Genomic DNA, 15,164 nt, shown 5'->3' with positions numbered 1-15,164 from the left:
AGGTGCGCCAGCGCAGCCTGTCCGCCTACGAACACCAGGACGTGCCGTTCGAGGTGCTGGTGGAGCGGCTCAACCCGACCCGGAGCCTGACGCATCACCCGCTGGTGCAGGTGATGCTGGCCTGGCAGAACTTCGCCGGGCACGACAGCGGCCCCGCGGCCGGGCTGTCCCTCGGTGACGTCGACGTCACGCCGATGCCGGTGGACACCCAGACCGCCCGCATGGACCTGACCTTCTCGCTGGGCGAGCGCTGGACCGACGGCGGTGAGCCCGACGGCATCGGCGGCACGGTCGAATTCCGCACCGACGTCTTCGACGCGGCCAGCATCCAGGCGCTGATCGACCGGTTGCAGCGCGTGCTGCTCGCGATGACCACCGATCCCGCACAGGCGGTCTCGTCGGTCGACCTGCTCGACGACGCCGAACACGCAAGGCTCGACGAGATCGGCAACCGCGCCGCGCTGACCGGATCGGCGAGCCACACCGATTCCGTCCCCGCGCTGTTCGCCGCCCAGGCGGCCCGCACCCCGGACGCCGTCGCGCTGGTCTGCGACGACCGTTCGCTGACCTACCGCGAGCTGGACGAGGCGTCGAACCGGCTGGCGCACATCCTGAAGGCGCATGGCGCCGCCCCGGGACAGACTGTGGCGCTGCTGTTTTCGCGTTCGGCCGAGGCGATCGTGGCCATCCTGGCGGTGCTCAAGTCCGGGGCGGCCTACCTGCCGATCGACCCGGCGCTGCCCGAGTCGCGGATCGGCTTCGTGCTCGGCGACGCCGCGCCGATCGCCGCGATCACCACCGCGGAGTTGACCGACCGGTTCGACGGCCACGAGCTCAAGGTCATCGACGTCAACGACCCCGCCATCGACAGCCAACCCGCCACGGCGCTGCCGGCGCCGGGTCCGGAGAACCTTGCCTACCTGATCTACACCTCGGGCACCACCGGTGTCCCCAAAGGCGTTGCCGTCACGCATCGCAACGTCACCCAGCTGCTGACGTCCGGCGACTCCGGACTGCCGCGCAGCGGCGTGTGGTCGCAATGGCATTCGCTGGCCTTCGACGTCTCGGTGTGGGAGATCTTCGGCGCCCTGCTGCACGGCGGCCGGCTGGTCGTGGTGCCCGAATCGGTCGCGCGCTCACCGGAAGACCTGCACGCACTGCTGGTCGCCGAACAGGTCAGCGTGCTCAGCCAGACCCCGTCCGCGGCCGGAGCGCTCTCGCCCACCGGGCTCGAGTCGGTCACGCTGGTGGTGGCCGGTGAGGCCTGCCCGTCCGAACTGGTGGACCGGTGGGCGCCGGGCCGGGCGATGATCAACGCCTACGGCCCCACCGAGGCCACGGTCTACGCCGCCATCAGCGCGCCGCTGGAGGCGGGAGTACCGGGCGTGGTGCCGATCGGCTCCCCGGTGCCGGGCGCCGCCTCGTTCGTTCTCGACGAATGGCTGCGGCCAGTGCCCCCGGGCGTGGTCGGCGAGCTGTACGTGGCCGGCGCCGGAGTGGCCTGCGGCTACTGGCAGCGGTCCGGCCTGACCGCATCGCGCTTCGTCGCTTGCCCGTTCGGCGAGGCCGGCGCGCGCATGTACCGCACCGGTGACCTGGTGCGCTGGCGCGCGGACGGGCAGCTGGACTACCTGGGCCGCGCTGACGAGCAGGTCAAGATCCGCGGCTACCGCATCGAACTCGGCGAGGTGCGCGCGGCGCTGGCCTGGGTGGACGGCGTCGAGCAGGCGGTCGTGATCGCCCGCGAGGACCGCCCCGGTGATAAGCGCCTGGTCGGATATGTCACCGGCACCGCCGACCCGGCCGCGGTGCGTGCCGCGCTGGCCGAGCGGCTGCCGGGTTACATGATCCCGACCGCCGTGGTGGTGATGCAGGCCCTGCCGCTCACCCCCAACGGCAAGCTCGACACCCGCGCCCTGCCCGCACCGGACTATCAGGACGCGGACCGATACCGCGCCCCCGACAACGCGATTGAAGAAATTCTGGCCGGAATCTTCGCCCAGGTGCTCGGCCTCGAGCGCGTCGGCGTCGACGATTCCTTCTTCGACCTTGGTGGCGACAGCATCTCGTCGATGCAGGTGGTGACGCGGGCGCGGGCCGCCGGCCTGGTGTGCAAGACGCGCGACATCTTCGTCGAGCAGACCGTGGCCCGGCTGGCCCGGGTGGCCGAAGTGGTCGACGCCGAATCCGCCGTGGCCGACGAGGGCCTCGGGCCGGTGGAGGCCACCCCGATCATCCGGTGGCTGCAGGACGTGGAAAGCGCCGGCGGACAGGTCGATCAGTTCAACCAGGCCATGCTGGTGCAGGCCCCGGCCGCGGTCACCGAGGCCGACGTCGTCACGGTGCTGCAGGCCCTGCTGGATCGCCACGCCATGCTGCGGCTGCACGTCGACAAGGACGCCGCCACCGGCTGGTCGCTGACGGTGCCCGAGCCCGGCTCGGTGGATGCCCGCGCCTGCCTGCACGCGGTGGACGAACTGTCCGACGAGGCGGTCATCGAGGCGCGGTCGCGGTTGAACCCGGCCGCCGGCGTGCTGCTCAGCGCGGTGTGGGCGATCACCACCCGCCAACTGGTGGTGATCGTGCACCACCTGGCCGGCGACGGCGTGTCCTGGCGAATCCTGTTGCAGGACTTGAACATCGCGTGGGCTCAGCATCACAGCGGGCAGCCTGTGACGCTGCCCATGGCGGGCACCTCGTTCGCCCGGTGGTCGTCGCAGCTGGCCGAACACGCGCACCACCCGGACGTGGTGGATCACGCCGACACCTGGAAGCGGGTGGCTGCAACGCCCGCGGCGTTGCCCGCGGTGCGCCCCGACGTGGACACCTTCGCCACGGCCGGACACCTCTCGATGGAGCTGGACGCCGAGACCACCGGCGCGCTGCTCGGTGACGTCCCGGCGGCGTTCCACGCCGGCGTGCAAGACATCCTGCTGATCGCATTCGGGCTGGCGTGCGCGGAATTCGCCGGCGGTTCCGGCGCGCCGATCGGCATCGACGTCGAAGGCCACGGGCGCCACGAGGAACTGGCCCGCGACGTCGACCTGTCCCACACCGTGGGCTGGTTCACCACCAAGTACCCGGTTTCCCTTGCGGTGCAAGGTGTTTCGTGGGCCCAGGTCGCTTCGGGCGGCGCTGCGCTGGGCGCGGTGCTCAAAGACGCCAAGGAACAGCTGCGGGCCCTGCCGGATCCGCTGAGCTACGGGTTGCTGCGCTACCTGAACACCGACGTCGACCTGGACGCCCCGGAGCCGCCGATCGGCTTCAACTATTTGGGACGCCAGGGCGGTGCGGCCGAGCTCACCGACGACATGTGGCGTCCCGAGCCGGGCGGCTGGTCGGTCACCCGTGCGGCGACCGCGATCCCCATGCCGTTGATGCACACCGTCGAGCTGAACGCGGTCACGGTCGACGCCGCGGACGGCCCGCAGCTGCACGCCAACTGGACCTGGGCGCCGTCGGCGCTGAACGACGAGCAGGTGACCCGGCTGGGCCGGCTGTGGTTCGAGGCCCTGGCCGGCATCTGCGCGCACGTGCGCTCCGGCGGCGGCGGCCTGACGCCGTCGGACATCGCGCCCGCCCGCCTGAGCCAACAGCAGATCGATCAGCTTGCGCGCCAACATCACATCGCCGACGTGCTGGCGCTGACGCCGGTCCAGCAGGGCCTGCTCTTCCACGCCAACACCGCGCGGGCGACCGACGACCTCTATGCGGGACAGCTGGACATCAGCATCGCCGGCCCGCTCGACCCCGACCGGCTGCGCGACGCGGTGCAGGCGATGATCGGTCGTCATCCCAACCTGGTGGCGCGGTTCTGCGACCGGTACGACGAGCCCGTCCAGATCATCCCGGCCGACGCGGCGGCGTCCTGGCAGTACCTCGAGCTGGACGGCGACGCCGACGCCGACGCGCGGGTTCAGCGGCTGTGCGCCGCCGAGCGCGCCGCGGTCTGCGCCGACCTCGCCGAGCAGCCGGCCTTCCGGGTGGCGCTGGTCCGCACCGCACCCGACCGCCACCGGCTGGTGCTGACCAACCACCACATCGTGCTGGACGGCTGGTCGATGCCGATCCTGCTGGGGGAGATCTTCGCCGGTTACTACGGCCAGCGCCTGCCGGCGGCCGCGCCCTACCGCGGCTTCGTCGACTGGCTGGCCGAGCGGGACGTCGACGCCGCCCGCACGGCCTGGGCCGAGGTGTTCGCCGGCTTCGACGCCCCGGCCCTGGTCGGCCCCCAGGACCGCACCGAGCTCGGGCCGCAGAGCGTCGAGTCGTTCGCGCTGCCGGCCGACCTCAGCCAGGCCGTCACCGACCTGGCGCGCTCCCGCCACACCACCGTCAACACCGTGCTGCAGGCCGCCTTCGCGCAACTGCTGTGCGGCCTGACCGGCCAAGGCGACGTCGTGTTCGGCACCACCGTGTCGGGCCGTCCGGCCGAGGTCGCCGGCGCGGACACCATGGTGGGCCTGCTGATCAACACGGTGCCGGTGCGGGCGAACATCACCGCGACCACCACCACCGCCGACCTGCTCGACCAACTGCAGGGCGCCTACAACCACACGCTGGATCATCAGCACCTGGCGCTCAACGAGATTCACCGCATCACCGGCCAGGACCAGCTGTTCGACACCCTGTTCGCGTACGAGAACTATCCGATCGACGCCAGCGCGCTGTCGGCCGACCAGGAGCTGGCCGTCACCGACATCACCAGCCGGGAATCCACCCACTACCCGCTGACCGTGCAGGCCCAACCCGGCAAGGAACTGCGCCTGCAGGTCGAATACGACACCGACGTCTTCGACGCGGCGCGAATCGCAACGCTGATCGAGCGGCTGCGGCGGCTGCTGGTCGTCATGACCACCGACCCGGCGCGGCGGCTGTCCTCGATCGACGTGCTCGACGACGCCGAACACGACCGGCTGGACGGCTGGGGCGAGCGGGCCGTGCTGGCCCAGCCCGGAACGTCGGAGTCGATCCCGGCGTTGTTCGCCGCGCAGGCGGCGCGCAGCCCGCGCGCCGCGGCGGTGACCTTCGAGGGCCGGTCCATGTCGTACCGGGAGCTCGATGAGAAGTCGAACCGGTTGGCGCACTTGCTGATTGAGCGTGGTGCGGGTCCGGGCGAGTCGGTGGCGCTGTTGTTCCCGCGGTCGGCCGAGGCGATCGTGGCCATCCTGGCGGTGCTGAAAACCGGTGCGGCCTACCTGCCGATCGACCCGGCGCTGCCGGCGGCGCGCATCGAGTTCATGCTCACCGACACCGCGCCGATGGCCGCGGTCACCGTCACCGCGCTGGCGGACAAGCTGAGCGCCCACGACCTGATCGTCATCGACATCAACGACCGCGCCGTGGCACGCCAGCCCCGCACGGCCCTGCCGGCGCCGGCCCCCGAGCATGTCGCGCACATCATCTACACGTCGGGCACCACCGGTCTGCCCAAGGGCGTTGCGGTCAGCCACCGCAACGTGACCCGGCTGTTCGACGCGCCGGCCGTGTGCGTCCAGCTGTCGGCCGACCAGGTGTGGACCCAGTTCCACTCGTATGCCTTCGACTTCTCGGTGTGGGAGATCTGGGGCGCGCTGCTGCACGGCGGCCGGCTGGTCGTGGTGCCCGATTCGGTGGCCCGCTCACCCATGGAATTCCACGCGCTGCTGGTCGCCGAGAAGGTCACCGTGCTGAGCCAGACCCCGTCGGCGGTGCGGATGCTGTCGCCGCAGGGCCTGGAGTCCGCGGCACTGGTGATCGGTGCCGAGCCCTGCCCGCCCGAGCTGGCGGACCGCTGGGCCCCGGGACGGACGATGGTCAACGTCTACGGCCCGACCGAGGCCACCATCTTCTCGACGGCGAGCACACCGCTGGACGCCGGCTCGGGCGCGCCGCCGATCGGCTCGCCGGTGCCCGGCGCCGCCCTGTTCGTCCTGGACGGGTGGCTGCGCCCGGTGGGGGCCGGAGTGGTCGGCGAGCTGTACGTCGCCGGTCGCGGCGTCGGCTACGGGTACGTGCGCCGGCCCGGGCTGACCGCCACCCGATTCGTGCCCTGCCCCTTCGGCGAACCCGGATCGCGCATGTATCGCACCGGCGACCTGGTGAGCTGGGGTCGAGACGGCCAGCTGCAGTACCTCGGCCGCGCCGACGAGCAGGTCAAGATCCGCGGTTACCGCATCGAGGTCGGCGAAGTGCGCTCGGCCCTGGCCGCGCTGGACGACGTCGAGCAGGCGGTCGTCGTCGCCCGCGAGGACCGGCCCGGCGACAAGCGCCTGGTCGGCTACATCACCGGCACCGCCGATCCCGCCGAGGCCCGCGCGCAGCTGGCCGAGCGGCTGCCCGGCTACATGGTCCCGGTGGCGGTGGTGGTGCTCGACGCGCTGCCGATGACCCTCAACGGCAAGCTCGACGTCCGCGCATTACCCGCACCCGAATATTCCGCGGCCGGGTATCGCTCGCCGACCACCCCCACCGAGGAGATCCTGGCCGGCATCTACGCCCACGTGCTCGGGGTCGAGCGCGTCGGCGTCGACGACTCCTTCTTCGACCTCGGCGGCGACAGCATCTCCGCGATGCGGGTGATCGCGGCCGTCAACAGCGCCATGGACGTCGGCGTCCCGGTCCGCGTCATCTTCGAGTCGCCCACCGTCGCCCAGCTGGCGCCGCGCATCGGCGAGGACACCGGCCGGCTGGACCCGCTGGTGGCCGGCGAGCGGCCGGCGGTCATCCCGCTGTCCTTCGCGCAGAGCCGGCTCTGGTTCCTGGACCAGCTGCAGGGTCCGTCGCCGGTCTACAACATGGCGGCGGCGCTGCGGATGCACGGACGCCTCGACGTCCGGGCGCTGGGCGCGGCGTTGGGCGACGTGGTGGCTCGCCACGAGAGCCTGCGCACTGTGTTCGCCGCGACCGACGACACGCCGCAGCAGGTGGTGATCCCGGTCGAGCAAGCCGATCTGAGCTGGCGGACCGTCAACGCCCGCGGCTGGTCTGCGAGCCGGCTGCGCGAGGCCATCGACGCCGCCGCCCGCGAGACCTTCGACCTGGCCACCCAGATCCCGTTGCGCGCTTCGCTGTTCCACGTCGACGACGACGAGTACGTGCTGGTCGCCGTGGTGCACCACATCGCCGCGGACGGCTGGTCGCTGCGGCCGCTGGTCCGCGACCTGGGCGTGGCGTACGCCAGCCGGTGCGCCGGGCAAGCCCCCGACTGGGAGCCGCTGGCCGTGCAGTACGTCGACTACACGCTGTGGCAGCGCGCCCAGTTCGGCGAGCTCGCCGACAGCGGCAGCCGCATCGCCGGGCAGCTGGCCTACTGGCAGGACGCCCTGGCCGGCATGCCGGAGCAGTTGCAGCTGCCCACCGACCGGCCCTACCCGCCGATCGCCGACCAGCGCGGTGCGGCCGTCGAGGTGGACTGGCCGGCCGACCTGCAGCAGCAGGTCGCGGGGCTGGCCCGCGAGTACAACTCCACCAGCTTCATGGTGGTGCAGGCCGCCCTGGCGGTGCTGCTGTCCAAGATCAGCGCCAGCACCGACGTGGCGGTCGGCTTCCCGATCGCCGGCCGGCGCGACCCCGCGCTCGAGGACCTGGTCGGCTTCTTCGTCAACACCCTGGTGCTTCGCGTCGACCTGGCCGGCGATCCGAGCTTCACCGAGCTGTTGACCCGGGTGCGCACACGCAGCCTGGAGGCCTTCGAGCACCAGGACGTGCCGTTCGAGGTGCTGGTGGAGAGGGTCAACCCGACCCGGAGCCTGACCCATCACCCGCTGGTGCAGGTGATGCTGGCGTGGCAGAACTTCGCCGGGCAGGACAGCGAACCGGGCGCCGGGCTGGCGCTGGGCGACGTGCAGGTCACGTCGATACCGCTGGACACGCAGGTCGCCCGCATGGACCTGGTGTTCTCGCTGGCCGAGCGCTGGGAAGAGGACAACGAGCCCGCCGGGATCGGCGGGCGGGTGGAGTTCCGCACCGACGTGTTCGACGCGGAGACGATCCGGACGCTGATCGCGCGCCTGCAGCGCGTCCTCGAGGCGATGACGGCCGACCCCACCCGCGCGCTGTCGACCGTCGACCTGCTCGACCGGCGCGAGCACGCCCGGCTGGACGCCCTCGGCAACCGCGCGGTGCTGACCGCGCCCGCCACCACCGACGCGTCGGTGCCCGCGTTGTTCGCCGAGCAGGTGGCGCGCACCCCGGACGCGGTGGCGCTGCGCTGCGACGACCGCTCGTGGACCTATCGCGAGCTCGACGAGGCCGCCAACCGGCTGGCCCACCGCCTGGCCGGGCTGGGCGTCAGCCGCGGCGAGCGGGTCGCGCTGCTGTTCGGTCGCTCGGCCGAGGCGATCGTGTCGATCCTGGCCGTGCTCAAGGCCGGGGCCGCGTACCTGCCGATCGACCCGGGGCTGCCGGACGAGCGGATCGGCTTCATGCTCGCCGACGCCGCGCCGATGGTCGCCATCAGCACCGCCGAGCTGGCGGCGCGGCTGTACGGCCATCACGTCGTCGTCATCGACGTCGACGATCCCGCCGTCGACGCCCAGCCGTCGACCCCGCTGCCGACGCCGAACGCCGACGACATCGCCTACCTGATCTACACCTCCGGCACCACCGGTGTCCCCAAAGGCGTTGCCGTCGCACACCGCAACGTCGCACAGCTGCTGGCGTCGGGGGAGTCCGGCCTGCCGCGCGAGGGTGTTTGGTCGCAGTGGCACTCGCTGGCCTTCGACGTCTCGGTGTGGGAGATCTTCGGCGCGCTGCTGCAGGGCGGGCGCCTGGTGGTGATCCCCGACTCCGTGGTCCGCTCGCCGGACGACTTCCACGCGCTGCTGGTCGCCGAAGAGGTCACCGTGATCAGCCAGACCCCGTCCGCCGCCGACGTGCTGTCGCCCGAGGGCCTCGAGTCCGCGGCACTGGTGGTCGCCGGTGAGGCCTGCCCGACCGAGCTGGTCGACCGGTGGGCCCCCGGCCGCGCGATGATCAACGCCTACGGCCCCACCGAGGCGACGGTGTACGCCGCCGTCAGCGCGCCGCTGCAGGCGGGATCGCCTGTCGTGCCCATCGGCTCCCCGGTGCCCGGGTCCGCGGCGTTCGTCCTGGACGAATCCCTGCGACCGGTGCCGCACGGCGTGGTCGGCGAGCTGTACGTGGCCGGCGGCGGCGTCGCGGTCGGCTACTGGCGACGCGCCGAGCTGACCGCGTCGCGCTTCGTGGCCTGCCCGTTCGGGGCGCCCGGCTCGCGCATGTACCGGACCGGCGACCTGGTGCGCTGGGGCGCCGACGGCCAGCTGCAGTACCTGGGCCGCGCCGACGAGCAGGTCAAGATCCGCGGCTACCGCATCGAACTCGGCGAGGTGCGCTCGGCGCTGTCCGCGCTGAACGGCGTGGAGCAGGGCGTGGTCATCGCCCGCGAGGACCGGCCCGGCGACAAGCGCCTGGTCGGCTACATCACCGGGGGAGCGGACCCGGTCGAGATCCGGACCCGGCTGGCCGATCACCTGCCGGCCTACATGGTCCCGGCCGCCATCGTGACCCTCGCCGCGCTGCCGCTGACGCCCAACGGCAAGCTCGACGTGCGGGCCCTGCCGGCACCCGAATACCACGACGCCGACCGGTACCGCGCACCCGGCACCCCCGTCGAGGAGACCCTGGCCGGCATCTACGCCCAGGTCCTGGGCGTCGACCGGGTCGGCATCGACGACTCCTTCTTCGACCTCGGCGGCGACAGCATCTCCTCGATGCAGGTCGTGACCCGCGCGCGGGCCGCCGGCCTGGTGCTGCGCACGCGCGACATCTTCACCGAGCAGACCGTGGCCCGACTGGCCCGGGTGGCCGGCGTGACCGACGGCGAGTACGGCGTGGCCGACGAGGGCGTCGGCGACATCGCCGCCACACCGATCATCCGCTGGCTGCACAGCGTCGACGGTCCCGTCGATCAGTTCAACCAGACGATGGTGCTGCAGGCCCCGGCGGCTGTCACCGAGGCCGACGTGGTGACGGTGTTGCAGGCCCTGCTGGACCGGCACGCCATGCTGCGGCTGCGGGTCGACGATGACGCGGGCGAATGGTCGCTCACGGTGCCCGAGCCGGGCTCGGTTGACGCGGCCCAGCGCGTGCACGCCGTCGACGAGCTGTCCGACGCGGCGATCATCGAGGCGCGGTCGCGGTTGAACCCGGCCGCCGGCGTGATGCTCAGCGCGCTGTGGGTGGCCTCCACCCGCCAGCTGGTGCTGATCGTTCACCACCTGGCCGTCGACGGGGTGTCCTGGCGAGTGCTGCTGGAAGACCTCAACATCGCCTGGGGCCAGCACCACCACGGGCAAGCGATCGCGCTGCCCGCCGGCGGAACGTCGTTCGCCCGGTGGTCCGCGCTGCTCGCCGAGCACGCGTCGTCGCCGGCCGTGGTCGCGCAGGCCGACGCCTGGCGGCAGGTCGCCGCGACCCCGGCCGCGCTGCCCCCGGTGCGGCCCGAGGTCGACACCTACGAGACCGCCGAGAACATGTCGGTGACACTGGACGCGAGGACCACCCGCACGCTGCTCGGCGAGGCGCCGGCCGCATTCCACGCCGGCATCAACGACATCCTGCTGGTCGGGTTCGCGCTGGCCTGGGCCGAGTTCCTGGGTAATGTCGGCTCGCCGATCGGCATCGACGTCGAGGGCCACGGCCGCCACGAAGAGCTGGCCCCCGGAGTGGACCTGTCCCGGACCGTGGGCTGGTTCACCACCAAATACCCGGTCGCGCTGAACGTCGGCGGGCTGTCCTGGGCACAGGTCACGGCCGGCGCGCCGATCCTGGGCGCGCTGATCAAGGACGCCAAGGAACAACTGCGGGCGCTGCCCGACCCGCTGAGCTACGGGTTGCTGCGCTACCTGAACACCGAAGTCGACCTCGACGGCGCCGACCCGGCGATCGGGTTCAACTACCTTGGCCGGTTGGGCGGCGCGGCCGCCGAGCTCTCCGACGAGCTGTGGCGGATCAGCCCGGACGGCTCGTCGGCCACCGCCACCAGCACCGCGGTGCCGATGCCGCTGATGCACACCGTGGACCTCAACGCCGGCACCATGGACACCGCGGACGGCCCCCAGCTGCACGCCAACTGGACGTGGGCGGCCTCGGCCCTGGACCGCGAGCAGGTCGCCCGGCTTAGCCGGCTGTGGTTCGAGGCCCTGGCCGGCATCTGCGCCCACGTGCGCTCCGGTGGCGGCGGCCTGACCCCGTCGGACATCCTCCCGGCCCGCCTGGACCAGCAGCAGATCGACGAGCTCGAGCGGCGGCTGCGGATCGCCGACGTGCTGCCGCTGACCCCGCTGCAGGAGGGGCTGCTCTTCCACGCCGACACCACGCGAGGCAACGACGACCACCTGTACGTCGTGCAGCTGGACCTCACCCTGACCGGCCCCCTGGACGGCGACCGGCTGCGCGACGCGATGCACACCGTGGTCGGCCGGCACCCGCACCTGGTGGCCCGATTCTGCGACCAGTTCGACGAGCCGGTCCAGATCATCCCGGCGAATCCCGCGATGGTGTGGCGGCACCTCGAGTTCAAGCCGAACGGCAGCGAGCCCGAAGAGAAGATCCAGCGGCTGTGCGCCTCCGAGCGGGCCGCGGTCTACGACCTGGCCGACCAGCCCGCCGTCCGCGCGGCGCTGGTGCACACGGGCGACGACCGGCACCGCCTGGTCCTCACCATTCACCACATCGTGCTCGACGGCTGGTCGGTGCCGATCCTGCTGAACGAGACGTTCGCCTGCTACACCGGACAGCGGCTACCCGCGCCCGCGCCGTATCGCAGGTTCGTCACCTGGCTGGCCGACCGGGACCTCGACGCCGCGCGCGCGGCGTGGGGTCAGGTGCTGGACGGCTTCGACACCCCGACGCTGGTGGGGCCGCCGCAACAGCTGGAATTCGGCGCCCGCGGCGTGCAATCGTTCGCGCTGTCCGAGGACACCACCCGGGCGCTCAGCGAGCTGGCCCGCTCCAGCCACACCACGGTCAGCACCGTGCTGCAGGCCGCGTGGGCGCAACTGCTGGCCTGGCTGACCGGCCAGCACGACGTCGCCTTCGGCACCACCGTGTCGGGGCGGCCGGCCGAGGTCGCCGGCGCCGAGTCGATGGTGGGGCTGATGATCAACACCGTGCCGGTGCGCGCCAACATGACGCCGGCGACCACCACGACCGAGCTGCTCGGCCAGATGCAGCGCGGTCACGCCGAGACGCTCGACCACCAGCACCTGTCGCTGAGCGAGATGCACCGGATCACCGGTCACGAGAAGCTCTTCGACACCCTGTTCGCCTACGAGAACTACCCGCTGGACGCCTCGGCGATGGCGGTCGATCACGAACTGGCGATCGCCGACGTCAACATGTTCGAGCGCAACCACTATCCGCTGACCATGCAGGCCGCGCTGTCCGGCCAGGAACTGGGCCTGCGGGTGGAATACGACACCGGCGTTTTCGACACGGCGACCATCGCCGCGCTCGGCGACCGGCTGGAGCGGGTGCTGCTGGCGATGACCGCCGATCCGGACCGGCCGCTGTCGGCGGTCGACCTGCTCGACGCGCCGGAGCACACACGACTGGACGAGATCGGTAACCGCGCGGTGCTGGACCGGCCGCTGCCCGCATGGCCGTCGATTCCCGCCATGTTCGACGCCCAGGTCGCCGACCGGCCCGACGCGGTGGCGATCAACTGGGGCGGCACGTCGATGACCTACCGCGAGGTCGACGAGGCCGCCAACCGGCTGGCCCACCTGCTCGCCGAGCACGGTGCGGGCCCGGGAGAGTCTGTGGCGCTGCTGTTTTCGCGGTCGGCGCAGGCGATCGTGGCGATCCTCGCGGTGCTCAAGACCGGGGCGGCCTACCTGCCGATCGACCCGGCGGCGCCCGGCACCCGGATCCGCTTCATGCTCGACGACTCCGCGCCGATCGCCGCCGTCACCACGGCGGGCCTGCGGTCGCGGCTGAACGGGGCCGACCTGACGGTCGTCGACATCGAGGACCCGCGGATCGAGCACCAGGCGGCCACGCCGCTGCCGGCGCCCCCGGCCGACGACATCGCCTACGTCATCTACACCTCGGGCACCACCGGCGTCCCCAAGGGTGTCGCCATCACCCACCGCAACGTGACCCAGCTGCTGGAGTCCCTGGACGCGGGCCTGCCGCGGGTGGGCGTGTGGACGCAGAGCCACTCGTACGCCTTCGACGTCTCGGTCTGGGAGATCTTCGGCGCGCTGCTGCGCGGCGGGCGGCTGGTCGTGGTGCCCGAGTCGGTGGCGCGCTCGCCGAAGGACTTCCACGCCCTGCTCGTCGACGCGGAGGTCACCGTGCTGACCCAGACCCCGTCGGCGGTCGCGATGCTCTCGCCGGAGGGCCTGGATTCGGTGTCGCTGGCGGTGGTCGGCGAGGCCTGCCCGCCCGAGGTGGTGGACCGGTGGGCGCCGGGACGCGTGATGATCAACGCCTACGGCCCGACCGAGACCACCATGTGCGTGGCGATCAGCGCCCCGCTGACGCGGGGTTCCGGGACGCCGCCGATCGGGTCGCCGGTGGACGGCGCGGCCCTGTTCGTGCTCGACCCATGGCTGCGGCCGGTGCCCGCGGGTGTGGTCGGCGAGTTGTATGTGGCCGGCGACGGCGTGGCCGCCGGGTACGTCGGGCGGCCCGGGCTGACGGCGTCACGGTTCGTGGCCTGCCCGTTCGGGGCGTCGGGGACGCGCATGTACCGCACCGGCGACCTGGTCTGCTGGGGCGCCGACGGACAGCTGCAGTACTTCGGCCGCGCCGACGAGCAGGTCAAGATCCGCGGCTACCGCATCGAACTCGGCGAGGTCCAGGCCGCGCTGGCGGCGCTCGACGACGTCGACCAGGCTGTGGTGATCGCGCGCGAGGACCAGCCCGGCGTCAAGCGTCTGGTCGGCTACATCACCGGGACCGCCGACCCGGGCGAGGCGCGCACCGCGCTGGCCGGGCGGCTGCCGGTCTACATGGTTCCGGCGGCGGTGGTCGCGCTCGACGCACTCCCGTTGACGCCCAACGGAAAACTCGATACGCGGGCCTTGCCGGCGGCGCAATACACCGGCAGCGGGTACCGGGCCCCGGCGACGGCGACCGAGCGGGCCCTGGCGGACATCTACGCTCAGGTGCTCGGGGCCGACCCGGTGGGTGTCGACGACTCGTTCTTCGACCTGGGCGGCGACAGCATCACGGCGATGCGCGTGGTCGCCGCGATCAACGCCGGACTGGGCGTTGACCTGGCGGTACGCACCCTGTTCGAGGCGCCCACCGTCAAGGCATTGAGCGAGCGGCTGCAGGCCGGGGCGACCGACGCCGACGAGGTGGTTCCCGTGCAGACCCTCAAGGAGGGGTCCGGTGTGCCGCTGTTCTGCATCCACCCGGCGGGCGGGGTGAGCTGGCCGTACCGGGTTCTCGGGAAGTACGTGGACTGCGCGATCTTCGGCATTCAGCAAATCCCGCACGCCGACCAGGCCGCTCCGCGGTCCATCCGCGAACTTGCCGAGTTGTACGCCGACCGGATCCAAGAGGTCTATCCCGGCGGGCCGTACAACATCCTGGGCTGGTCGTTCGGCGGCGTCGTCGCCCACGAGATCGCCATCGAGCTGCAACGCCGCGGCCGCGTGATCGGGCGCCTGATCCTGCTCGACGCCCAACCCAGCATCGACGACGGCATCGCCCTGCCGGAGCACGCGCTGGGCGAGCAGCAGGTGCTCGACGACGTCCTGCGGGCCTACAACATCAGCACCGACGCGCACACCGGCCCGCCCACCGATGAGCAGTTGGCGGAACTGCTGCGCGAATCGGGGGTCGCGGACATCTCGCGGCACCAACAGCTCGTCGATTTGCTGGTCGGGAACCTCAACGACAACATCGAGCTGTACCGGCTCCACGAACCGAGGCTCTTCGACGGTGACCTCACCGTCTTCTCCGCGGTGCGGGACCAAGGCGATCGCAGTTCGCTGCTGGCCCGATCCTGGGAGCCGTATGCCTCGGGTGACGTCCTGACGTTCGCGGTGGACTGCACGCACAACGAGATGCTGACCGCCGACTCGGTCGAGATGTACGGCGAGCAGCTCCGGCGTCTGGTTCGCGCGGAGCGGCGTCGCGAACTGGCGCCGCACGAACGGTTCAACGCCGCGTCCGGTGACGACGAGCTGCCCACCAAGCGATGA

The 15,164-nt window shown here is 71.9% G+C and carries 1 protein-coding gene (cut by a window edge); it reads left to right on the top strand.

The features are described from left to right. Positions 1-15,164: the end of a non-ribosomal peptide synthetase gene (locus A5732_RS13245; RefSeq protein WP_076102420.1), read on the top strand. It extends 16,087 nt beyond the left edge of the window; 15,164 of the gene's 31,251 nt are visible here — the last part of the coding sequence; the start codon falls outside the window, past its left edge; the stop codon is at positions 15,162-15,164.

This window comes from Mycobacterium colombiense (assembly GCF_001953985.1).
Classification (GTDB): Bacteria; Actinomycetota; Actinomycetes; order Mycobacteriales; family Mycobacteriaceae; genus Mycobacterium; species Mycobacterium colombiense_B.
The sequence above is the reverse complement of the archived record's forward strand: the minus strand, read 5'-3'. Positions and strand labels throughout refer to the sequence as shown.